Origin of the sequence: Bradyrhizobium genosp. P (genome assembly GCF_049949265.1) — a bacterium.
Lineage (GTDB): Bacteria > Pseudomonadota > Alphaproteobacteria > Rhizobiales > Xanthobacteraceae > Bradyrhizobium.
Genome location: NZ_CP188195.1, coordinates 268,498 through 291,155, shown reverse-complemented (window position 1 = coordinate 291,155; position 22,658 = coordinate 268,498). Strand labels below are relative to the sequence as shown.

The 22,658-nt window shown below is 64.1% G+C and carries 23 protein-coding genes and 1 tRNA gene; 15 read left to right on the top strand and 9 right to left on the bottom strand.

Annotation, left to right across the window (positions count from 1 at the left end; translation table 11 throughout):
* Positions 1-196: 196 nt before the first annotated feature.
* Entirely contained in the window at positions 197-1,576 is a 1,380-nt protein-coding gene (locus tag ACP2YO_RS01440) for an MFS transporter (RefSeq protein WP_426438369.1), read from the bottom strand.
* Positions 1,577-1,738: 162 nt separating this feature from the next.
* Here ACP2YO_RS01440 and ggt point away from each other — a divergent pair, with 162 nt between their 5' ends.
* The 3 genes from ggt (at position 1,739) to ACP2YO_RS01425 (ending at position 5,957) form a co-directional block, all read left to right on the top strand.
* A complete protein-coding gene (ggt, locus tag ACP2YO_RS01435; RefSeq protein WP_426443512.1) occupies positions 1,739-3,466 on the top strand; it encodes a gamma-glutamyltransferase in 1,728 nt (575 codons plus the stop codon).
* Between the two features lie 177 nt (positions 3,467-3,643).
* On the top strand, positions 3,644-4,942 hold the full coding sequence (locus tag ACP2YO_RS01430) for an MFS transporter (RefSeq protein WP_426438367.1): 1,299 nt from the start codon (positions 3,644-3,646) through the stop codon (positions 4,940-4,942).
* Between the two features lie 118 nt (positions 4,943-5,060).
* Positions 5,061-5,957, top strand: coding sequence for an SDR family oxidoreductase (locus ACP2YO_RS01425; RefSeq protein WP_426438365.1), 897 nt, complete (start codon positions 5,061-5,063; stop codon positions 5,955-5,957).
* On the opposite strand, the gene ACP2YO_RS01420 is transcribed toward ACP2YO_RS01425, so the two are convergent.
* On the bottom strand, positions 5,954-6,289 hold the full coding sequence (locus ACP2YO_RS01420) for a GIY-YIG nuclease family protein (protein WP_426438363.1): 336 nt from the start codon (positions 6,287-6,289) through the stop codon (positions 5,954-5,956). The genes ACP2YO_RS01425 and ACP2YO_RS01420 overlap by 4 nt on opposite strands.
* A gap of 107 nt (positions 6,290-6,396) precedes the next feature.
* Here ACP2YO_RS01420 and ACP2YO_RS01415 point away from each other — a divergent pair, with 107 nt between their 5' ends.
* Positions 6,397-6,822 (top strand): DUF1330 domain-containing protein, encoded by a 426-nt coding sequence (locus ACP2YO_RS01415; protein WP_426438361.1) that lies wholly within the window; start codon positions 6,397-6,399, stop codon positions 6,820-6,822.
* A gap of 8 nt (positions 6,823-6,830) precedes the next feature.
* On the opposite strand, the gene ACP2YO_RS01410 is transcribed toward ACP2YO_RS01415, so the two are convergent.
* Positions 6,831-7,496 carry a glutathione S-transferase family protein gene (locus tag ACP2YO_RS01410; RefSeq protein ID WP_426438359.1) on the bottom strand — a complete coding sequence of 222 codons (666 nt, stop codon included), beginning with the start codon at positions 7,494-7,496 and terminating at the stop codon, positions 6,831-6,833.
* 68 nt (positions 7,497-7,564) lie between these two features.
* Here ACP2YO_RS01410 and ACP2YO_RS01405 point away from each other — a divergent pair, with 68 nt between their 5' ends.
* From ACP2YO_RS01405 to panE, 4 genes are all read left to right on the top strand, one after another.
* Positions 7,565-8,149 carry a DUF2239 family protein gene (locus ACP2YO_RS01405; protein WP_426438357.1) on the top strand — a complete coding sequence of 195 codons (585 nt, stop codon included), beginning with the start codon at positions 7,565-7,567 and terminating at the stop codon, positions 8,147-8,149.
* A gap of 312 nt (positions 8,150-8,461) precedes the next feature.
* A complete protein-coding gene (locus ACP2YO_RS01400; RefSeq protein WP_426443511.1) occupies positions 8,462-9,760 on the top strand; it encodes an MATE family efflux transporter in 1,299 nt (432 codons plus the stop codon).
* A 98-nt stretch (positions 9,761-9,858) separates the two neighbouring features.
* The gene (locus ACP2YO_RS01395) at positions 9,859-10,464 is read left to right on the top strand and encodes a 2-hydroxychromene-2-carboxylate isomerase (RefSeq protein ID WP_426438355.1); all 606 of its coding nucleotides are present in this window, start codon (positions 9,859-9,861) and stop codon (positions 10,462-10,464) included.
* Between the two features lie 111 nt (positions 10,465-10,575).
* Complete coding sequence (gene panE / locus ACP2YO_RS01390) at positions 10,576-11,496, top strand: 2-dehydropantoate 2-reductase (protein WP_426438353.1); 921 nt, start codon at positions 10,576-10,578, stop codon at positions 11,494-11,496.
* Between the two features lie 160 nt (positions 11,497-11,656).
* Here the strand turns inward: panE and ACP2YO_RS01385 are convergent, their stop codons facing one another.
* The 3 genes from ACP2YO_RS01385 to ACP2YO_RS01375 form a co-directional block, all read right to left on the bottom strand.
* Positions 11,657-12,241: a c-type cytochrome gene (locus ACP2YO_RS01385; protein ID WP_426438351.1), complete on the bottom strand. Its 585-nt coding sequence runs from the start codon at positions 12,239-12,241 to the stop codon at positions 11,657-11,659.
* Between the two features lie 185 nt (positions 12,242-12,426).
* Entirely contained in the window at positions 12,427-13,701 is a 1,275-nt protein-coding gene (locus ACP2YO_RS01380) for a PQQ-dependent sugar dehydrogenase (protein WP_426438349.1), read from the bottom strand.
* A gap of 554 nt (positions 13,702-14,255) precedes the next feature.
* Positions 14,256-14,330 (bottom strand) — tRNA-Gly (locus ACP2YO_RS01375).
* Between the two features lie 405 nt (positions 14,331-14,735).
* Here ACP2YO_RS01375 and trxA point away from each other — a divergent pair.
* Complete coding sequence (gene trxA, locus ACP2YO_RS01370) at positions 14,736-15,659, top strand: thioredoxin (RefSeq protein ID WP_426438347.1); 924 nt, start codon at positions 14,736-14,738, stop codon at positions 15,657-15,659.
* Positions 15,660-15,732: 73 nt separating this feature from the next.
* Entirely contained in the window at positions 15,733-16,407 is a 675-nt protein-coding gene (locus tag ACP2YO_RS01365) for an LON peptidase substrate-binding domain-containing protein (protein ID WP_426438345.1), read from the top strand.
* Positions 16,408-16,461: 54 nt separating this feature from the next.
* On the opposite strand, the gene ACP2YO_RS01360 is transcribed toward ACP2YO_RS01365, so the two are convergent.
* The gene (locus tag ACP2YO_RS01360; protein WP_426438343.1) at positions 16,462-16,812 is read right to left on the bottom strand and encodes a hypothetical protein; all 351 of its coding nucleotides are present in this window, start codon (positions 16,810-16,812) and stop codon (positions 16,462-16,464) included.
* A gap of 96 nt (positions 16,813-16,908) precedes the next feature.
* Between ACP2YO_RS01360 and ACP2YO_RS01355 the strand changes: the two genes are divergently transcribed.
* Genes ACP2YO_RS01355 through ACP2YO_RS01345 form a run of 3 tightly spaced genes read left to right on the top strand, consistent with a single transcriptional unit; the run spans position 16,909 to position 18,603 of the window.
* Positions 16,909-17,445 (top strand): TetR/AcrR family transcriptional regulator, encoded by a 537-nt coding sequence (locus ACP2YO_RS01355; protein ID WP_426438341.1) that lies wholly within the window; start codon positions 16,909-16,911, stop codon positions 17,443-17,445.
* A gap of 46 nt (positions 17,446-17,491) precedes the next feature.
* The gene (locus tag ACP2YO_RS01350; protein WP_044539258.1) at positions 17,492-17,689 is read left to right on the top strand and encodes a Trm112 family protein; all 198 of its coding nucleotides are present in this window, start codon (positions 17,492-17,494) and stop codon (positions 17,687-17,689) included.
* Positions 17,686-18,603, top strand: coding sequence for an alpha/beta hydrolase family protein (locus ACP2YO_RS01345; RefSeq protein WP_426438338.1), 918 nt, complete (start codon positions 17,686-17,688; stop codon positions 18,601-18,603). Before ACP2YO_RS01350 ends, ACP2YO_RS01345 begins: the two co-directional genes overlap by 4 nt.
* Before the next feature lie 68 nt (positions 18,604-18,671).
* Here the strand turns inward: ACP2YO_RS01345 and ACP2YO_RS01340 are convergent, their stop codons facing one another.
* Positions 18,672-19,892, bottom strand: coding sequence for a ubiquinone biosynthesis hydroxylase (locus ACP2YO_RS01340; RefSeq protein ID WP_426438336.1), 1,221 nt, complete (start codon positions 19,890-19,892; stop codon positions 18,672-18,674).
* 217 nt (positions 19,893-20,109) lie between these two features.
* Between ACP2YO_RS01340 and tesB the strand changes: the two genes are divergently transcribed.
* Positions 20,110-20,973 carry an acyl-CoA thioesterase II gene (gene tesB / locus ACP2YO_RS01335; protein ID WP_426438334.1) on the top strand — a complete coding sequence of 288 codons (864 nt, stop codon included), beginning with the start codon at positions 20,110-20,112 and terminating at the stop codon, positions 20,971-20,973.
* Between the two features lie 104 nt (positions 20,974-21,077).
* Here the strand turns inward: tesB and ACP2YO_RS01330 are convergent, their stop codons facing one another.
* A complete protein-coding gene (locus ACP2YO_RS01330; RefSeq protein ID WP_426443510.1) occupies positions 21,078-21,971 on the bottom strand; it encodes a DUF4339 domain-containing protein in 894 nt (297 codons plus the stop codon).
* A gap of 265 nt (positions 21,972-22,236) precedes the next feature.
* On the opposite strand from ACP2YO_RS01330, the gene ACP2YO_RS01325 reads away from it, so the two are divergent.
* Complete coding sequence (locus ACP2YO_RS01325; RefSeq protein WP_426438332.1) at positions 22,237-22,575, top strand: P-II family nitrogen regulator; 339 nt, start codon at positions 22,237-22,239, stop codon at positions 22,573-22,575.
* Positions 22,576-22,658: the final 83 nt, after the last annotated feature.

Below are 22,658 nucleotides of genomic sequence, written 5' to 3'. Positions count from 1 at the left end.
GGGACCCATCGGCCGTCAACAGGCCGCGTGGTTGTTTGGAACTCGCATCGCGCAAACCATCTTGGCCAGCGATCCATCCGATCGCACTCAAAAGGCCGGACATATGGATGCAAGCGATCCGATCCGCTCAAAAAGCTCTTGTGCCACGGGGGCCGTCCACATATGGGTCCCGGCCTTCGCCGGGACGACGCGAGTTTTACTCCCGCACTCGCGCGAGCAACGCTAGTCCCGCCACAAAAAACACCACCAGCACCGCCATGCCGGCCTTCTGGCTCGCGGTCGCGGCTGTGATCGCGCCGATCAGGAGCGGGCCGATGAACGACGTCACCTTTCCGGTCAGCGCAAACAGCCCAAAGTACTGCGCGATGCGGTCCTGCGGTGCGAGGCGAATCAGGAGCGTCCGCGAGGCGGCCTGCAGCGGCGCGCCGGTGGCGCCGATCAGGCAGCCCAGCACGAGGTAGGCGCGCTCGGCCGCGGCTGCGAACAGCGGACCGTCCGGCACGGGCGGCGCGACCGGGACGAACAGGATCGAATCCTTGTTCACGGTGAGGATCCCGATAATCGCAAACAGCAGGATCACGAGGCTGCCGGTGATCACGCGTTTCGGTCCGAACGCATCGTCGAGCTTGCCGCCGAGCCACCCGCCGAACGTGCCGGCAATCGCCAGGATGATGCCGAACGTGCCGATCCGGATGGTATCCCAGCCGAACGTGCCGGCGGCATAGATGCCGCCGAAGGCAAACAGCGACACCAGTCCGTCGGTGTAGATCATGTTCGCGAGCAGAAACCACGCCAGCGATTTCTGCTTCGGCAGCTCCGTGAGCGATCGCCGGAGCCCGCGCAGGCCTTCGCCGAGCGCGGCGCTCAACCGATGCTTGGCCGGATAATCCGGCGTGAACAGGAACATCGGCGCCACGAAGATGATGAACCACACTCCGGTCAGCGGCCCGGTGATGCGATCGCCCGCATGCGTGACGGGATCGAGACCGAACAGCGGCGTGAATCCGAACAGGGTGTGGCCGGTCTCGGCATTGGCGGCGAGGAAGCCGAGCACCAGCACGAGGCTCAAGATGCCGCCGACATAGCCGGTGGCCCAGCCGGTACCTGACAGGCGCCCGATCCGCTCAGACGGGACCAATGTGGGCATCATCGCATTGTTGAAGACGGTGGCGAATTCGACGCCGACGCTCGCGATGGCATAGGCGAGCAGCAACACCGGGATGATTGCGGGATCACCGGGCTTGCCGATCCACATCGCGCTCGCACCGATGACGAGCAGCGCGCCAAAGCCTGCGATCCACGGCTTGCGCCGGCCGCTGGCATCGGCGATTGCGCCCAGCAACGGCGACAGCAGCGCGATCGCGAGTCCCGCCGCGGCCGTAGCAAAACCCCACAGCGCCTGGCCGCTCGCCGGATCCGGTGCGACGAAGCTCGCAAAATAGGGCGCGAAGACGAAGGTCGTGATCAGCGTGAAATAAGGCTGCGCGGCCCAGTCGAAGAAGATCCAGCCGATGACGGCAGCACGGCCAGGATAGGTTTTCACGGCATCAGTGCCCGTCTGTACCGTCGCCGTCATCGCCAAAAATATTCCTCAGGTCGAATCACGAACAGGCGTTTTGCCTCTCCAACTCGTTCCCATATAGCATGGGCCGGTTCTGCGAATGTCACATCGGCGATGAACAGGGCAGGAATCTCGATGGCGATCTCGATGGCGATCTCGACGGCGCTGACAGCAACGATGTCGCGACGGCTGTTTGCCGCGCTTCTGGTGATCGGTCTCTGTGCCCCCGCGTTTGGCCAGGACCAACGCCACTTCTACACACCGCCGCCCGCCGATGCGGTTCATAGCGTTCCCGCCGAACACGGCATGGTGGTGGCGCAGGAAAAGCTTGCGGCACAGATCGGCGCCGACATCCTGCGGCAGGGCGGCAACGCGGTCGATGCCGCGGTCGCGACCGGCTTTGCGATGGCGGTGACCTATCCGCGCGCCGGTAATATCGGCGGCGGCGGCTTCATGGTGGTTCACCTTACTGAGCACAATCAAGACGTCGCGATCGACTATCGCGAGACCGCACCGCAAGCGGCGACCCGCGACATGTTCCTCGGCGCCGACGGCAAGCCGGATCCCAACAAGTCACGCAACTCGGCGTTCGGCATCGGCATACCCGGCACCGTCGCCGGCCTCGCGCTCGCGCTGGAGAAATACGGCTCCGGCCATTTCACGCTGGCGCAGATCCTGAAACCTGCGATCGACCTGGCGCGCGACGGCTTCGTTGTTACCGACGACACATCCGATACGCTGGCGGACATGTATCGCCGGATGTCACGCTGGCCGAATTCGGCAAAGACGTTTTCCCATGCCGACGGCACGCCGCTGCATGAGGGCGACCGCCTGATCCAGGCCGATCTCGCCGCGACGCTGACGGCGATTTCTGAACAGGGCCCGCGCGGCTTCTATGACGGCGCGGTCGCCGGGAAGCTCGTCCAAGGCATCACCGCGGCCGGCGGCATCATCAGCCTCGACGATCTGAAATCCTATCAGGCGGTCATCCGTACACCCGTGCGCGGCACCTATCGCGGCTATGACGTCGTCTCGATGCCGCAGCCCTCCTCCGGCGGCATCGTGCTGCTGGAGATCCTGAACATCCTCGAAGGCTTTCCGATGTCCGACATGAAGCAGGGCTCGGCGGATTCGCTGCATGTGATGATCGAGGCGATGAAACGCGCCTATGCCGATCGCGCGCGCTATCTTGGCGATCCCTCCTTCGTCGACGCGCCGACGCAATTGCTGATCTCGAAAGATTACGCCGCCAAGCAGCGCGCGACCATCGATCTCACCCGCGCCACGCCCTGGACCGACATCCAGAATGCGAAGCCGCCGCACGAAGGCAGCAACACCACACACTATTCGGTCGTCGATTCCAGGGGCAACGCCGTGAGTAGCACCTATACGCTCAATTTCCCCTATGGCGTCGGCCTCGTCGCCGACGGCACCGGCGTGCTGCTCAACAACGAGCTCGACGATTTCACCGCCGCGCCGGGCGCCTCCAACGCCTTCGGCCTGGTGGGCTTCGAAGCCAATCTGCCGGGACCCGGCAAGCGGCCGCTGTCGTCGATGGCACCGACCATCGTGCTGAAGGACGGCAAGCCGGTGCTGGTGACGGGCACGCCGGGCGGCAGCCGCATCATCTCGGCGGTGACGCAGGTGATCGTCGACGTCATCGACTACAAGATGGATATCGCCGCCGCCGTGGCCGCGCCGCGCGTGCATCACCAATGGCTGCCCGACAAGGTCCGGATCGAGCGCGGCTTTCCCGACGATGTGCTCGCCGGATTGAAAGCCAAAGGACACACGCTGGTCGAGCCGCTCGGCTATTCCTCGGCCAATTCGATTGCGGTCACGCCCAACGGCCTGCTCGGCGCGCCCGATCCGCGCACCCGCGGATCGGAAGCCGCGGGGCAATAGACGCGGAATCGTAGGGTGGGCAAAGCGACAGCGTGCCCACCATGATGAGCACAGCACTCGACGGTGGGCACGGCGCAAGTGCACCTTTGCCCACCCTACGGCATCGCGCTAGATTGCTCTCGGCGCGCAAGCCGGCCGCGTGGTTCAACAAGCCGGTGTTCTTCCCGGGGGATACGCATGAGCACGGCCGAATCCAAGCCGATCGAGGTCGCCGAGATCGAGGACACCAGCCTCCTCGCCTTCTATCGCGACATGAATCTGCCGGAGCGGCGCACGTTCTGGGCCTGCGCGTCGGGTTGGACGCTCGACGGCATGGACTTCATGATCTATCCGCTGGTCATCGGCACCATCATCACGCTGTGGAAGGTCGACCCCGGCACCGCAGGGCTCGCGGGCACCGTGACGCTGCTGGCATCGGCCGTCGGCGGCTGGCTCGGCGGCTATCTCGCCGACCGCATCGGGCGGGTGAAGACGCTGCAATTCACCATCATCTGGTTCTCGGTGTTTTCGCTAGTCTGCGCCGTGGTGCAGAACTTCGACCAGTTGCTGATCGCCCGCGCCCTGCTGGGCCTCGGCTTCGGCGGCGAATGGGCGGCCGGGGCGGTGCTGATCGGCGAGGCGATCCGGCCGCAATATCGTGGACGCGCGGTCGGCTCGGTGCAATCGGGATGGGCGATCGGCTGGGGGCTGGCGGTGCTGGCGCAGGCGATCCTGTTTTCGGTCATGCCGGCGGAGAGCGCGTGGCGCTGGATGTTCGTGATCGGCGCGCTGCCGGCGCTCATGGTGTTCTATCTGCGCCGCTACGTCACCGAGCCGGAGATCTCGGCCGCGACATTGGCGCAGCAGCGGGCATCCGGCACTGGGCCCGCCGGGCTGTGGGAGATCTTTCAGGGGCCGATCCTGAAGACGACGCTTTTGGCGTCGCTGGTCGGCACCGGCATGCAGGGCGGCTATTACGCCGTCACCTTTTGGGTGCCGCGCTTCCTGACCACGGAGCGCAAGCTGTCAGTCGTCGGCTCGACCGGCTATCTGGCGACGCTGATCATCGGCTCCTTCATCGGCTATCTGGTCGGGGCCTGGCTCGCCGACCGCATCGGCCGGCGCAATCTGTTCCTGATCTTCTCGCTCGGCGCCATCGCCATCGTGCTGCTGTACACCCAGCTGCCGCTCTCCAATGAAGTATTGTGGGTGCTGGGCTTCCCGCTCGGCTTCTTCGCCTCGGGCTACTTCTCCGGCATGGGCGCGTTCCTGACCGAGCTCTATCCGACGCGGCTGCGCGGCTCCGGCCAGGGCTTTTGCTACAATTTCGGCCGCGGCGTCGGCGCGCTGTTCCCGTATCTGGTCGGCGCGCTCTCGACAACGACCACGCTTGCGAACGCGATCGCGATCTTTGCCGTGGCGGCCTATGGCGTATTCTTCCTCGCCGCCTACGCGCTGCCGGAAACACGCGGGCGCGTGCTGCATGCGGATGGTTAGAGCCGATGGCCAGGCCACTTGCTCTCCTTTGCCTCTCCCTCATCCGCCTTCGCCAAGGCTTCGGCGGACCGGCGGGGAGAGGAGCCTGACAGTCGCGCGTCCATAACGGAGTTGTCCCATGACATCCCTCAAAGGCAAGACGCTGTTCATCTCGGGTGCAAGCCGCGGCATTGGGCTTGCGATTGCGCTTCGTGCCGCGCGCGACGGCGCCAATGTCGCGATCGCGGCGAAGACCGCCGAGCCGCATCCGAAGCTGAAGGGCACGATCTACACCGCGGCTGACGAGGTCCGGGCCGCCGGCGGCCAGGCGCTGCCTGTGATCTGCGATATCAGGGATGAGGCGCAGGTGATGGCGGCGATCGACCAGGCCGTCGCCGAGTTCGGCGGCATCGACATCTGCGTCAACAACGCCAGCGCCATCAGCCTGACCAATTCGCAGGCGACCGACATGAAGCGGTACGACCTGATGATGGGCATTAATACCCGCGGCACTTTCATGGTGTCGAAATACTGCATCCCGCATCTGAAGAAGGCGCCAAATCCGCACATCCTGATGCTGTCGCCGCCGCTCGACATGAAGGCGAAGTGGTTCGAGCATTCGACCGCCTACACGATGGCAAAGTTCGGCATGAGCATGTGCGTGCTCGGGCTTGCCGGCGAGCTGAGATCCGCCGGCGTCGCCGTCAATGCGCTATGGCCGCGCACCACCATCGCGACCGCCGCGGTCGGCAATTTACTCGGCGGCGATGCCATGATGCGCGCGAGCCGCACGCCCGAGATCATGGCCGATGCGGCCTACGCGATCGTCACCCGGCCTTCGCGCGACTTCACTAGCCATTTCTGCATCGACGACAAGGTGCTCTACGCCAATGGCGAGCGCGACTTCGAGCGCTATCGCGTCGACCGCTCGGTGCCGCTGATGTCCGATTTCTTCGTGCCTGATGACGATGTGCCGCCACCCGGCGTCACGGTGCAGGCGCTACCGTCGATCGGCGGCGCGCAGACGTCGCGTTAAACCGCAAAGGCGTTCATCTGCGTGCGCCAGTGCTGCACGCGCTCCTTGAGCAGCGTATCGCGCACATAGGCCAATTCCTCATCCTCGATGCGTTCAAGCGTTTCGAGAGAGAAGGCCGCCTCGCCGTGGGTCGACCAGGCCCGCTGCAGCTCCGCATTCCGATGATCGCCCATGCGGAGCGTAAACCAGATGCGGTTCTGGATTTTCTCGAGATCGAGCGCCTGCCCAACCCAGATACCGCCGGTCGCACGGCAGCGGATCGCGAACACGCCGGCGACGCTCAGGCGCTTCTTGTAATCGGCGATGGCAAGCTTCCTGGCGCCGGCCTTCATGGTTGGTCCTCCGGATCGATCGCTTATTTGTATCCGGGTCTTATTGACAAAGCAATTAAATCCGGGTAAAAAAGATATCGAAGACCAATTCGATTGGAAGACCTGATATGGACACCACCTGCTATTTGGAGCCGAGCTGGGACGCCGGGCGCGCCTTTGCCCAGCGCGGAATCGCGGGCGAGCTGGTGATGCTCAATCTGCTGCGCTTTCGCGAGATCGCCGATTATTCGGCCAACCCAGAGCTCGCTCCGCCACAGCCGATCACCGGCGCGGAGGCCTACGACCGCTATGTCGCCCACGCGCTGCCGTTCCTGAGAAAGAGCGGCGGCGATGTCTTGTTCATGGGCGAAGGCGGCCCGTTCCTGATCGGACCGCAAGGCGAGCACTGGGACCGCGCGATGCTGATCCGGCAGAAGAGCCGAGGGGCCTTCCTCGCCTTCGCGGTGGCGGAGGCCTATCTCGCCGGCATCGGGCATCGCACGGCGGCACTGTCGGACTCGCGGCTGCTTCCGCTGGTCGAGCTGCCGCAATGACTCACACGTTATCGGCCGACCTGGTACGGCCCGCCCTTCTCCAGCGCGCGCGCATAGGCCGGGCGCGCGTGAATGCACGCGAGGAACGCGAGGCATTTCGGATGGCCCTCCTCGAGCCCGCCGCGCGCCGCGGCGGCCTCCAGCGGGAAGCTCATCTGGATGTCGGCGCCGCTGAACTCGTTGCCGGCGAACCACTCGCTCTTGCCGAGCTCGCTCTCCCAATAGGCCATATGCTGCTTGATCTGCGGATTGACCAGCGTGGCCAATGCCTGATTGGAGACCTTGCGCACCAGCGGCCGCAGCAACGCCGGCGCGCGCTTCGGCATCAGCGTGAACAACAGCTTCAAAAGCAGCGGCGTCATCGCCGAGCCTTCGGCATAGTGCAGCCAATAGGTGTAGCGCAGTCGCTCCGGCGTATCAGCGTGTGGAATCAGGCGGCCATTGCCGTAGGTGCCGATGACGTATTCGAGGATCGCACCGGATTCCGCGACCGTGTTGCCGTTGTCGGTGATCACGGGCGACTTGCCGAGCGGATGGATCGCAAGCAGCGCCTTCGGCGCGCGCATGTCGGGCTGCCGCTGATAGCGGACGATCTCGTAAGGCACGCCCAATTCCTCGAGCAGCCACAGCACGCGCTGCGAGCGGGAATTGTTGAGATGATGAACGGTCAGCATTGGCGTCCCCTGATCTGTCGCGGCCCTAAGCGGCCCGGCAATATATCGAGCAACCGGAGAGGTCTGCAATGAACCCAGCCTATGTCGCGTTCGAGGGTGAGCGGCGCATCGCCGCCGGCGATCTCGGCGACGTCGCCCGGGCGGCCAAACAATTGCTCGACCAGCGCAAGGATGCGGCGATCCTGGTGTTCAACGGGCGCACCTCCGCGCTGGTCGAGATCGATTTCCGCGGCGCCATCGACGATGTGCTGACGCGCCTGCCGAAGCAGGCCATTCCGGTGGAGGAGCAACCCGCGCCTCCTGCGCCGCGCGGCCCCGGCCGACCCAGGCTCGGCGTCGTCGCACGCGAGATCACGCTGCTGCCGCGGCACTGGGACTGGCTGGCGCAGCAGAAAGGCGGCGCATCGGTCGCGATCCGCAAGCTGATCGACGAAGCCCGACGCTCGAGCGGCGACAAGGACCGCACGCGCCTCGCCCAGGACGCTGCCTACCGCTTCATGACGACGATGGCCGGCAATCGGCCGCATTACGAGGACGCCATCCGCGCCCTCTTCGCGCACGACCGGCGGCGCTTTGCAACATTGATCGCGGACTGGCCCGCCGACATCCGCGACCATGCGGTCCGGCTCGCCTACAGCGATCAAGCGGACTAGTGCCCAGCACGACTAAAAGAAGGAGCTGCCGCGAATGAACTGCGCCCCCTCACCCGCTTGCGGTGGAGGGCCGGGGTGGGGGTATCGCCGCTTGTCGGACCGTTGTCTTTGAGAAAGCCCCCACCCGCACCGCATCTTCGATGCGATGCGACCTAAGAGCGAGCTTCGCTCGTCTCGACCCCCGCAAGCGGGAGAGGTGCAGTGAGTCTGTCGCCGAAACTGTCGCCTGACATCACCGTGCTTCTAATTTGGAAGCCAAACGTGTCGAACACCCCATCTCTCCGGAAGGCATTTCTGCTCTTCCTCGCGCCGATGTTGCTGAGCAACATCCTCCAATCATTGTTCGGCACCATCAACGGCGTTTATCTCGGCCAGATGATCGGGGTCGACGCGCTCGCCGCCGCATCCGTGTTCTTCCCGGTGATGTTCTTCTTCATCTCCTTCGTCATCGGATTGAGCGCGGGCGCCTCGGTCATGATCGGCCAAGCCTGGGGCGCCCGGGAGCCCGACCGGGTGAAGGCGGTCGCCGGCACGACCATGACCGTGACGCTGCTGCTGGCGCTGGCGATCGCGATCTTCGGTGGCCTGTTCAGCCGGCCGCTCTTGATCGCGCTCGCGACGCCGTCAGACATCCTCGACGCCGCCAATTCCTATGCACGGATCATGATGATCGCGATGCCCGTGACCTTTGCGTTCCTGCTGCTTGCGGCGATGATGCGTGGCGTCGGCGACACCGTGACGCCGCTGTTCGCACTGACCGTCTCGACGGTCGTTGGCCTCGCGGTGACCCCGGCGCTGATCCGCGGCTGGCTCGGCCTGCCGATGCTGGGCGTGGCAAGCGCGGCGGTCGCCTCGGCGGTTTCGGGCGTGGTGACGCTGCTGTGGCTGCATGTTTACATGTTGCGGCGCCGGCATCCGCTCGCGTTCGATGCCGCATTCCTGCGCGCGATGCGGCCCGACGCTGCGCTGCTGCGAACGGTGCTGCGGCTCGGCATCCCGACCGCGATCGGCATGGTCGTGATCTCACTCGCCGAGCTGGTGTTGCTCGGCCTCGTCAACGGCTTCGGCTCCAACGCCACGGCCGCCTATGGCGCGCTCAACCAGGTGATCAGCTATGTGCAGTTTCCGGCGATCTCGATCGCGATCTCGGTGTCGATCTTCGGCGCGCAGGCGATCGGCCGCGGCGATTCCGGCCGGATCGGCGCCATCGTCAGGACCGGCCTCGAGATGAATCTCGTGCTGACAGGCGGACTGGTCGCGCTTGGCTACCTGTTCGCCCACGCCCTGATGGGCTTCTTCATCGTCGACGGCGCAGTGCTTCAGCTCGCGGAGCAGCTGCTGCACATCGTGCTGTGGAGTATCGTGCTGTTCGGCATGGCGACGGTGTTTTCCGGGGCGATGCGCGCCAGCGGCACGGTGTGGATGCCGCTGTTCATCTCGATGGTGGCGATCACGCTGGTCGAGGTGCCGGTGGCGATCCTGCTCAGCCGCGCCATCGGCATCCGGGGCGTCTGGATCGCCTACCCCGTCACCTTTGCAACCATGTTCCTGTTGCAGATGGCCTATTACGGTCTGGTATGGCGCAATCAAACGATCAAGCGTCTGATTTGACATCACGCGCCGCGGCTCACATGATGATTATCATATTCTACCAATGGCGCCTGTGACGGCAGGCCCATGCTACGCGAGCCGAATGGAGAGACACTGCCGTGAGCCAGAATCCGCAATTCCTGTTCGATTTCGGCAGCCCGAACGCCTTTCTCAGCCATGAGGCGATCCCGGCGATCGAGAAGCGCACCGGCGTCAAATTCGAATATGTCCCGGTCCTGCTCGGCGGCATCTTCAAGGCCACCAACAACAAGTCGCCGGCCGAGACGCTGGCGGGCGTCAAGAACAAGCCGGAGTTCCAGAAGATCGAGACCGAGCGCTTCGTCAAGCGCTTCAATGTCAAGCCCTATGTCTGGAACCCGTTCTTTCCGGTCAACACGCTGAACCTGATGCGCGCAGCGGTTGCCGCCCAGCTCGAAGGCGTGTTCGAAAAATACATCGAGGCCGCCTTCCATCACATGTGGGTCGAGCCGAAGAAGATGGACGACCCTGAGGTCGCCGCCAAAGCCCTCGCCACCTCGGGACTGGACGGCGCAAAGCTGCTCGCCCGGGCGCAGGAGCCGGACGTCAAAGCCAAGCTGATCGAGTACACGCAATCCGCCGTGGAGCGCGGCGCGTTCGGCTCGCCGACCTTCTTCGTCGGCAACGAGATCTTCTTCGGCAAGGAACAACTGCGCGAGGTCGAGGAGCTGGTGTCGGGAAAGTGAGATGAGAGAATGGTGAGTAGCGGGTAGCAAATAGCGAGCCCGCCCTCCCCATCTATTCATCACTCGCCATTCGCCCACTTCCCAGGTAGCAACAAAGAAGGACAAATTCCCATGCGCGTTCTCGTGGTCGGCGCCGGCGCAATCGGCGGTTACTTTGGCGGCCGGATGCTCGAAGCCGGTCGCGACGTCACCTTTTTGGTGCGGCCGAAGCGCGCCGGTGAGCTCGCATCGGCCGGCCTCGTCATCAAGAGCCCGAACGGCGACGTCACGCTGAAGAACCCGCCGACCGTGCAGGCTGACAAGCTTTCGGAGAAGTTCGACGTCGTGCTGTTGAGCTGCAAGGCGTTCGATCTCGAGGATGCGATCAAGTCCTTTGCGCCCGCGGTCGGCGACAAGACCGCGATCATACCGCTGCTCAACGGCATGCTGCATCTCGATGCGCTCGACAAGAAATTCGGCGCGGCGCACGTACTCGGCGGGCTTTGCGCGATCGCGGCGACACTGAACGAGGCACGCGAAGTGGTGCAGCTGCAGCCGATGCAGTCGCTCGCTTTCGGCGAACGCGCGGGCGGGACCTCGGACCGGGTGCGCGCGATCGCCGAAACCTTCTCCTGCATCAACGGCGCGGCCGCGAGCGATCACGTGATGCAAGACATGTGGGAGAAGTGGGTGTTCCTGGCCTCGCTCGCCGCGTCCACCTGCCTCATGCGGACCTCGGTCGGCAACATCCTGGCCGCGCCCGGCGGCAAGGATTTCCTGCTCAGCGTCCTCGATGAATGCAGCGCGATCGCCGGTGCCGCAGGCCACATGCCCGGCGGCCCGTTCTTCCAGCGCACCCGCGGACTGCTCACCACCGAGGGCTCGCCGATGACGGCCTCGATGTTCCGCGACATCAAGGCCGGCCTGCCGGTCGAGGCCGATCACGTGATCGGCGACCTGATCGTGCGCGCCGATGCCGCGAAGATTCCAGTGCCGAAGCTGCGCACCGCGTATACGCATCTCAAGGCGTATGAGAAGCAGCGGCAGGCGTAGCGCAACCGGCCGCAACATAACCACTGTCGTCCCTGCGAAAGCAGGGACCCATAGCCACCGGCTTCAATTGTATTGAAAAGACATCAACCCCGACCGCCTCAAATCGCAAGGCCGCGGCGTATGGGTCCCTGCTTTCGCAGGGACGACAGCCTTCTTGCGGCTACAAATGCGACAGATAATGCGCCAGCGCGGTGATCTCTTCGTCGCTGAGCGGATAAGCCACATCGGCCATCGCGGCCTGGGCGCCGCCGGAGCGGACGCCCGACTTGTAGTCATGCAGCGCCTTGACGAGATATTCCTCGCGCTGACCGGCGATGCGGGCCACCGCCTTGGTACCTGCAAACGTATCGGTGTGGCATGAGGCGCAGCGGCGCCCGGCGGCGGCCTGCTTGCCCTTCTCCGACAGATCCGGATTGTCGTCCTTGGTCCCCTTGAACGGCGGCAGCGCGGCGAAATAGGCGCCGAGGTCGCGAATGTCCCCGTTGGTGATCTGCTCGACGATCGGCTGCATCTGCTCGTTCTTGCGCGCGCCGGCGCGGAAGAACACGAGCTGCCACTGGACGTACTGGTCGAGCTGGCCGGCCAGCGAGGGGATGTTCTCGGTCTGCGAGATGCCGTTCTCGCCGTGACAGCCGGAACACACCTCGGCCTTCTCCTTGACGCCGGCGGGATCGGCGGCATGGGCGAACGAGGTCAGCAGGATTGCCGCTGACAGGATTCCGATCGACGCAATTCGAACTCGCATTGCTGACTTTCTCCGACCGTCATTGCCGGGCTTGACCCGGCAATCCATCTCGCTTGCAGATGGTCTTCTCTATTTGGATGGATGCCCGGATCGAGTCCGGGCATGACGAGGTGATTCCATGAGTGGTCGCAACAGAGGCTGCGGCTGCCTTCTCGGCCACCGCAGCCCCCTTGGTCGTTCAGCGCTTACTTCTTGTAGCTGATGCGATAGATCGCACCGGCCCAGTCGTCGGCGACGAGGATCGAGCCGTCCTTGTCGAGCACGATGTCGGCGGGACGGCCGAGATAGCCCTGGTCGCCCTCGATCCAGCCGTCGGCGAAGATCTCCTGCTTGGCATTCTTGCCGTCCGGGCTCGCGGTGATGCGCACGATGCGGCCGCCCTGGTACTTATGCCGGTTCCAGGAGCCGTGCTCGGCGATCAGGATGCTGTTCTTGTACTCGGCCGGGAATTGGCTGCCGGTATAGAACTTCATGCCGAGCGGAGCCACGTGCGCGCCGAGATTGTAGACCGGCGGGGTGAACTCGGAACACTTGTGACCCATCGCGAACTTGGTGTCCGGCAGGTTGCCCTGATGGCAGTAGGGATAGCCGAAGTGCTCGCCGAGATGGCTGATCATGTTGAGCTTGTCGCTCGGCAGATCGTCGCTGATCCAGTCGCGGGCATTTTCCGTGAACCAGTACTTGCCGGTGCGCGGATCGACGTCGCCGCCGACCGAGTTGCGGACGCCGAGCGCCGCGATTTCGGCGTTGCCGGTCTTCGGATCGACGCGGCGGATCTGTGACACGCTGGTCGGCGGGATGCCGATGTTGAAGGGCGGGCCGAACGGAATGTAGAACCAGCCGTCCTTGTCGGCGGCGAGGTACTTCCAGCCATGCGCGGCATAGGACGGCATGTCGTCATACACCACCTTGCCCTCGCCGAGCTTGTCGAGATTGGCTTCGGCGTTGTCGTACCTGATCAGCTTGTCGACCGCGATAACGTAGAGCGCGCCGTCCTTGAAGGCCAGGCCGGTGGGCATGTTCAGGCCCTTGAGGATGGTCTTGACCTCTTTCTTGCCGTTGTTGTCCTTGATCGCATAGACATTGCCGAGGCCGAACGAGCCGACGAACAGGGTGCCCTTGTCGCCCCACGCCATCTGGCGTGCGGCGAGCACGTTCGAGGCATAGACCTCGATCTTGAAGCCCGCCGGCAGCTTGATCTTCTTCATCATGGTGGCGAGCTCGGCGTCGGAGGCGCCGGTCGGCGGGCCAGACGGCGGCGCAAGCCCCTTCTGCGCTTCGGTCTCGTCGCCAAGGAACCAGTCATCCGGCGGATGGGTCCAGAATTCCTTGTTGCCGGATTCGTATTTCTTCAGCGCACGGTTCTTGTCCGTCGCCTGTTGTGCACCGGCGAAGGTCGTCCCCGCCAAGAGCGCAATTGTTGCGAGCGCAAATATTGATCGATTGAAAGCCGATTTCATCGCGTCACTCCCCTAAGCAAGCCGTTGCAGCCTGCATCTGTTATTGATTTTGAACGCCCTGAGAGATGAATGTTGGCGGTCTGTGAGGTTGGTCAGACGGCAAAATGGTAGCACATCCAACGCCGCTGAGAAGCGCATGCATCGTGGTGCGCTGCAGTCAAAACAATTTGAGAAGAAATTTTCGTGCGCGCAATGTGCAAGCAAAAGAGGCAATCGCGCTGCAACGCAATATTCGCGTAAGGCGAGCGGTTTTATCGCTTGACACGTTCGCGCGATCTTCGCGTCGGAAATCAAAAGGCCACACGCATCGCGCGAGGGCAGCGACGCTGGCAGATCATTCGGCAACGCAATCGAGTCAAGGACGATCACCGGCGCGATCGGAGCAGGCCGGCGATCGCCTGACTGTCTCCGCGCCGGATGCGCAGTGACGATGTCTCACCGAAACAACGCGGGTTGCACGTTCGGATGGAGCGAAGCGGATGGACCCGAAAACAAAAAGCCCGCATCAAATGGCGGGCCTTCATCAGACTGTCAGCTCGGTTGGCGAGAAACTCTGGAGCGGGCGAAGGGGCTCGAACCCTCGACCCCGACCTTGGCAAGGTCGTGCTCTACCACTGAGCTACACCCGCATCCGAGATGGCGGCGATCGCTCGCCGACAACGGCAGACCTATGCCAAATGCTAACAGTGAATGCAACACAAGAGCACGGCCCATTACAGGCGAAATAGCTTGAATTCCTTAAAAAATGTCCTCGAATCGGTCCGAAACAAGGCGGGGTAACAATTTCTTCGTCTTAGCCCCGGGAACCGGCCTACATCTCGGGGCGATTCAAGCCAGGTCTCGCAGCCGGAGAAAGCAAACCCGCCCGGTCGCCAATGAAGCGGGCGATCCGGGAACGATTGAATTTTGCCGTCCGACCGCCATTTAGCCTGACAGGACGGCTGAACCGGCCGCTCGGAGCGTGCTAGAACGCCGGAAGCCTTTTCGACCTAACAGGCTTTTTCGACCTCATACGAAGACCAGGCGAGGACAACGTGACGATAATCGAGCAGGGCGGCGCGGCGACCCCGCAGGCAGCGCCCGATCTGATCAAGGAAACGACGACCCAGACCTTCGTCAAGGACGTCATCGAGGAATCGCGCCATCAGCCGGTCCTGATCGACTTCTGGGCGCCCTGGTGCGGCCCCTGCCGCCAGCTCACGCCGATGCTGGAAAAGGCCGTTCGCAACGCCAAGGGCCGGGTCAAGCTGGTCAAGATGAACATCGACGACCATCCGCAGATCCCGGGCCAGATGGGCATCCAGTCGATCCCGGCCGTGATCGCCTTCGTCAACGGCCAGCCCGCCGACGGCTTCATGGGCGCGGTGCCGGAAAGCCAAGTCAACGCCTTTATCGAGAAGATCACCAAGGGCGTGCCCGCCGCCGGCGAGCCAAACCTTGCCGAGATTCTCGCCGAGGCTGACGCCGTGCTCGCCGAAGGCGATGCCGAAGCCGCCGCGCAAATCTATGCCGAGGTGCTGGCGCTGGATGCCACCAACATCGCCGCGCTCGCCGGTTTGGCCAAATGCTACATCACGACCGGCGCGGTCGAGCAGGCCAAGCAGACGCTGGCGATGGTCCCCGAATCCAAGCGTAACGACGCCGCGGTCAAGGCGGTGCAGGCCGCGATCGATCTCGCCGAGCAGGCGCAGTCGGTCGGTCCGGTGGCCGAGCTGGAACAGAAAGTCGCTGCAAACCCGCTCGATCATCAGGCCCGGTTCGATCTTGCGACAGCGCTGAATGCGATGGGCAAGCGCGCTGAGGCGACCGAGCAGCTGCTCGCCATCGTCAAGCGCGACCGCAAGTGGAACGACGACGGCGCGCGCAAACAGCTGGTGCAGTTCTTCGAAGCCTGGGGCGGCACCGACGAGGCAACCATCGAGGGACGCAAGCGGTTGTCGATCGTCCTGTTCTCCTGAAGCGCCAAGACCGCTGAAGCGCAGAGACCGCTGAAGCGCAAAGACCGCGCCACCAACAGCACCGGGACCGCAGATGCCGATCAATGCCGAATATCGCGGACCCGGCGAACTTCCCGAAGTAATCGCTGTGTTTCCGCTGCCCGGTGCGCTGTTGCTGCCGCGCGGCCAGATGCCGCTCAACATCTTCGAGCCGCGTTATCTGGCGATGGTCGACGACGCGCTGCGCGACGGCCACCGCCTGATCGGGATGATCCAGCCCGACGCGACGCATTCGCGTAACGAGGCGAAGCCAACATTGTTCCGCGTCGGCTGTGTCGGCCGCATCACCCAGCTCGCCGAATCCGGCGACGGCCGCTACATCCTCGAGCTGACCGGCGTCTCGCGCTTCAGGGTGGTCGAGGAGCTGACCGCGCTGACGCCGTATCGCCAGTGCAAGGTCGACTTCTTCTCGTTTACCGACGACTTCACCGCGCGCAAGGGCGAAGATGCCGTCGACCGCAAGTCGCTGCTCAAGGTGCTCACCGACTTCCTCAAGGCCAACAACCTGAAGGTCGACTGGGAAGGCATCGAGGCCGCGCCCAACGAGGCGCTGGTCAATGCGCTGGCAATGATGTCGCCGTATGGTTCCGCCGAGAAGCAGGCGATGCTCGAGGCACCGGACCTGAAGACGCGCGCCGAAATCCTGATCGCCGTCACCGAGATGGATCTCGCCAAGAAGCGTACCAGCGGCGACCCGCCGGTGCAGTAGGCGAGCCCGCGCACCGTTCTCGAGTCTTTTTAGCCTGCGACGCGAAGCTCCTCGCTAATATCCGGCGACCGCGAGCGCCACGACGGCGCTCATCCCGATCCAGCCGAAATGACGCCCGCGCGTCGCGATCGCGTTGCCGAGCGCGGCACAGCCGAACACGACGGCGAGCGTGAGAATGATCCAATGCCGCGCGGCATCGCTCGCCATCGCCGGCGCGGCGATCAGCAGCACGCCGCCGCCGATCCAGGCGATCGTGCCGACTTGCCATACCATCCGCAACAGGAAACGCAGACGCGGCGGCTCGACCGTGGCACGGGCAAAGACCTTGGTCTCGCCGAGCACGCCATGGATCAGGCTGATGATGATGGCAATGACGCCGGCGCCCTGCAGCAGAAGATCACGCATCGGAATGGCTCCATACAGCACTGTATGGTTATGGCCCCGGCGCTGGCACCTGTCAATACACTTGTGTATGGTGCAATCAGACGACATCAGGAACCCATGGCGGATCAACTCTCGGCGCAGGATTGGCTCGATCACGGCCTGAAGGCCCTGGCGAAAAGCGGCTTCACGGCGCTCAAGGCGGAGCCGCTGGCGAAGGCAATGGGCGTATCGCGCGGCAGTTTCTACTGGCACTTCGCCGACATCGCCACGTTCCATGCCGCGATCCTGCGGCATTGGCGCGAGGTCAGCGCCGAGCAGGTCATCGCCGAACTCGAGACCGTTCCGAACGGAGGTGACGCGCTGGCGTTGCTGCTGCGCCGCACCTTCTCGGCGCGGCTATCGCTGGAGCGCGCGGTCCGGACCTGGGCCACGGTCGACCCCGCAGCCCGCGCCGCCATGCAGGAGGTCGATCAGCGCCGCGTCGGCTATATTGAAATCATGCTTCGGAACGCCGGATTCCCAGACGACGTGGCGCGCGGCCGTGCGCAGGTCTTCTATTGGGCATTCGTCGGCTTTGCGCTCTCGGAACAACAATTGCCGAAGGCCCGCCAGCAGGCCGCGCTCGACGAACTGTTGCGGATGGCCAAGCGCTGACACCCAGCATCCGGATGTGCTACACGACGGCCAGCCGGAGACAGCAATGAATTCCACGCCCGATCATCTCGAAAGCACCGCCGACCCGAAGCTCCTTGAGATCCTGGTGTGTCCGATCACCAAGGGGCCGTTGGAGTTCGACGCGGCGAAGCAGGAATTGATCTCGCGCTCGGCCAAGCTCGCCTATCCGATCCGCGACGGCATCCCGATCATGCTGCCGGAAGAGGCGCGAAAGATCGATTGACGCGGACTATCGTCACATTGCTGCTTCTGCTCGTCTCGCTGGCGAGCGCGGCGGCTGACGAGAGCAAGGTCCGCATCGGACCCATCGACGCGGTGCTGACGATCCCGGCCGGCGTCGCAAAACCGCCGGTGGCGCTGTTGATCGCCGGCTCCGGTTCGACCGACCATGACGGCAACGGGCCGCAGCTCAAGCCGGCGACGCTGAAGAAACTCTCCGAGCAACTGGTCGCGCGAGGCATTGCGACGCTGCGCTACGACAAGCGCGGCGCCGGCGGCTGGAAGAAGGAGTTCGGCCCTCCGGAGGATTTTCGCTTCAGGGACTTCGTCGACGATGCCGCCGCGCTGGTCGAATATCTGCGCGGCAGCGGCAAATTTTCCAGGGTCGCGGTAGTCGGGCACAGCGAGGGCGGCCTGGTTGCGATCCTTGCCGCGCTGCGCGTGCCGGTCGACCGGCTGGTGCTGCTGGCGACGGCGGCGCGCAAGCAGGGCGACCTTCTGAAGGCGCAGCTCGAAAAGCAGCTGCCGCCTGACAAACTCGCCCCGATTGCCAAGGCCATCGATGACATCATGGCCGGGCAAATTGTCGAGCCACCGCCAGCGGGCCTTGCGATCGCGCCTGCAATGCAGCCCGGCATGGCATCAGCCTTCACCGAAGATCCGATCGATGCCTTGAAGAAGATCACGGGGCCGACGCTGATCATCGCGGGCGGCCGCGACCGTCAGCTGCCTCGGCTCGACCTGCTCGCGCTCACCGCTGCCGACGTTGCCGCCAAATCATTGTGGCTGCCGGACATGAATCACGTGCTGGTCGACGTCACCGACGAGGCGGACGATGTGGCAAGCTACAATCAGCCCGAGCGGCCGCTCGACCCCGACCTGATCGACGCAGTGGCGAATTTCATCGGACAAAACTAGGCGAATGGTGGGTAGCGAATAGCGAGTAGAATCCTCTATTCGCTACTCCCTATTCGCAATTCGCTATCTTAGAGCGCCTCGCCCTTCAACAGCCGTGGCACTTCACCTGATAATCCCGCGGCCTGGCGGATGAACATGCTCTTCAGCGGCGGGGCGCGGTCGACCAGGCCGAGGCCGATGTCGCGCACGGTGCGCAGCAGCGTCGATTCATTGGAGAACAGGAAGTTCAGCGAGTTGGTGGCAACGCCCATCGCCACGGTGTCGAAGCGCCGCCAGCGCTGGTAGCGCTCGAGCACATCGGCCTGGCCCAGATCCATGCCAAGCCGCGCCGCGTCGACCACGACTTCGGCCAGCGCCGCGACGTCCTTGAGGCCCATATTGAGCCCCTGCCCCGCGATCGGGTGGATCACATGCGCGGCGTCGCCGATCAGCGCCAGCCGCTCGGCGACAAAGGACCGCGCCACGAAGTAACCGAGCGGAAACGCGCGCGGCTTGTCGAGCGCCTTGATCTCGCCGAGGTGCAGGCCGAAGCGCTGCTCCAGCTCGGCGTGGAATTCGTCGTCGCCCAACGCGGTGATGCGCGCGGCATCCTTGCGCGTTTCGGTCCACACCAGCGACGAGCGGTTGCCGGTCAGCGGCAGGATCGCGAACGGACCTGCGGGCAGGAAGTGCTCTTCGGCGCGGCCGTGATGCTCACGCTCATGCCCGACCGTGACGACGATGCCGGATTGATCGTAGTCCCAGCCATGGGTGGCGATGCCGGCGCGCTCGCGCAGCTTCGACCGCGCACCGTCGGCGGCGACCAGCAGGCTCGCATCGATCGCGGCGCCGTCGGCCAAGGTCACGCTGACGCCGTCGGGCCGCGAATCGAATGTCGATACCGCGGTGGCGCGCAGCTCGACGCCCTCGGCTTCAGCGCGCGCGGCGAGCGCATCGATCAGATAACGGTTCTCGACCATATGCGCGAAGGGCTCGCCCGGCTCGACATTGCCCGCGAAGGTCAGGAATACCGGACGCGTGGCGTCCTCCAGCTTCGAATCGGTCACGACCATGTCGGTGATCGGCTGCGCGGTCGGCGCGACCTGGCCCCAGACACCGACCGTCTCGAACAAGCGGCGACAGGCCGCCACGATCGCGGTCGCGCGCGGATCGCGACTTGGCCGCTGGCTCAGCGCCGGATCGGCCACGATCACGGGGACGTCAGGTCCAAGCCCCTGGCGCAACGCCACCGCCAGCGCCAGGCCGGCGAAAGCGCCCCCGCAGATGACAATGCTTCGTTGTGCCGACATGCCCTTCCTTTACGCGCTTGGCGCACTGATACTGTGCTTGCTACCTGATTATAGCTGGGCGAAACAGGGGGCAGAAACAAGCCCGAGATCGTCATTCCGGGGCGATGCGGCAGCATCGAACCCGGAATCTCGAGATTCTCTGGTGCGCAATTGCTCACCATAGTTCACGCTTGCGCGTGCCCCGGAATGACGGGGCAAAACCGACCGAAAGCCATTCATGTCCAAAAGCCTGATCGACCTGCTGTCCATCCTCGATCTCGAACAGCTCGAGGTGAATTTGTTCCGCGGCAGCAGCCCGAAGACGGGCTGGCAGCGCGTGTTCGGCGGCCAGGTGATCGGACAGGCGATGGTGGCAGCGTGCCGCACCGTCGAGGGCCGGCTGCCGCATTCGATCCATTGCTATTTCATCCTGCCCGGCGATCCGCAGATCCCGATCATCTACCAGGTCGAGCGGCTGCGCGACGGCAAGAGCTATTCGACCCGCCGCGTCACCGCGATCCAGCACGGCAACGCGATCTTCTCCATCATGGTGTCGTTCCACGCCGAGGAAGAGAGCAACTTCAATCATCAGGAGGTAATGCCGGAGGTGCCGCCGCCGGAAAAGCTCACCGCGGAGGAAGTCGCGAAGCAGCCGATGTTCAAGGAGATGCCGGAGTTCATCCGCCGCTATTACGAATCCGACCGGCCGATCGAGCTGCGCCCGGTCGAGCTCGGCCGCTATTTCGGCCAGAAGATCGACGACGGCCGCATCCATGTCTGGATCCGTACCGCGGCGAAGCTGCCCGACGATCCGGCGCTGCACATGTGCGCGCTGGCTTATGCCTCGGATTTCTCGCTGCTCGATGCCGTGATGGCGCGCTACGGCCGCACGCTGTTCGACAAACGCATGATGCCGGCGAGCCTCGACCACGCGATGTGGTTTCACCGCCCGTTCCGCGCCGACGAATGGCTGCTTTACGTGCAGGATTCGCCGAGCGCCCAATCCGGCCGCGGTCTGACCCGCGGTCTCATTTTCAAGCCGGACGGCACGCTGGTGGCGTCAGTGGCGCAAGAAGGCTCGGTGCGCGAGCGCAGGAGCTAGAGCGTTTTCGAGCGAAGTGGACGCCGGTTCGCGTGAAGAAAGCGCGTCAAAACAAGAATCTGGAGCTTCGGTTCTGATCCAATCGGAACCAAAGCTCCAGGCGCTTACGCGCCTGCCTGCGAACCCGGCTCGACAAGGACCGTTTGCGACGCCATCCATTGCATCATCCAGCGATACACCCACGGAATCGGGATGATGAAGGCGACGCCGATGATGGCCACGATGCCGCGCCAAAGAAACTCCAGCCCGGTCCCCTTGAAGATCACCTCATGCCGGGTGCCCTGGATATTGCGGCACAGCCACCGCGTCGCGGCGGCGTAGACCCATGCCCAGCCGATGATCGTGACGACCGAGATCACCGCAAGCACAGTCCATCCGAGATAGGCCCACGGCGAGCCGGTGAAGCTCAGTCCGAGCGGCTGCCCATTGGATGCGAGGTTCGCGATCAGCCATTTGAGGAACAGCCAGTACAGCGCGATCTCGATCAGGAATGTCAGGTCGTTGAGCCACTGGATGTCGGTCATGGCCATGGCAACGATGATCACGACGGCACCGAAGAACCAGGGAACGACCGTCATCGCGGTGCCGGTGAAGCTGAGATTGGGCCGCCCGGGCACCTGCACGCACGGGACAAGCCACTTCAGGTACCAGACCAGCATCCACGGCATCGGAATGACGAAAGCGCTTGCGATCGCAAACACGATGCTGCGCCAGGTGAAATCCCAGATTCCGAAATCGATCGACAGCGGCCCGCCGCTATAGCTTCCGGACGCCACCACCTGCGGCGGGCCACCAGCTTGCGGAAACGCCGGCGGCGCTCCGGCGCTGGGAACGAGACCGGGAATTTCGCCCGCCTTCTGCCAACCGGACATCCCCTCGGTCCACACCAGCGTATCCGGGCGCACCATCCCGCGGGCGATCAGGTCCTGGAGCTGGGCTTCTGGCAAGGGGCCTTTTTGCTGGCCTTCGGATGCATAAAACCAGTTTCGGTTCGACATTCTGTTTCCTCGGAGCGCGCGCACACGGGGCGAAACAAGCCAGCGGGAGCGCTGGCCGGCGGGAAAGCCGCATTCTGGCCGAGGGTTTTCATCCCGTATAGTGATGGAGTTCACCTGCAGCCCGTTTTCCTCTTCAACCTGCAACTTTTTTGTGCCATTTGCCCAGAAAGATGCCAGAGTTAGCGGACGCAAAAAGCGCCCGGCGGCAGCAACAGCCGCTGGGACAAGGCGTGTGCGGAAACCTCGAGAGAATGAAGGCCTCACCATGAAACTCGTTGTCGCGATCATCAAACCGTTCAAGTTGGATGAGGTGCGCCAGGCGCTGACCGCGATCGGCGTCCACGGCATGACGGTGACCGAGGTCAAGGGCTACGGCCGCCAGAAGGGCCACACCGAGATCTATCGCGGCGCCGAATACGTCGTGAACTTCCTGCCCAAGCTGCGCATCGAGATCGCCGTCGATAGCGACCTCGCCGAGAAGGCGGTCGCCGTCATCACCCAGAGCGCGCGCACCGGCCAGATCGGCGACGGCAAGATCTTCGTCACGCCGATCGATCATGCCCTGCGCATTCGCACCGGCGAGACCGATCGCGACGCGCTCTAATTCTTCAATCTGAAATCGCCGACGGCAACGACGCCGGCGCGCGCCAAAAAACCACGACAAGAAACCACGACACGCCGGGGAAT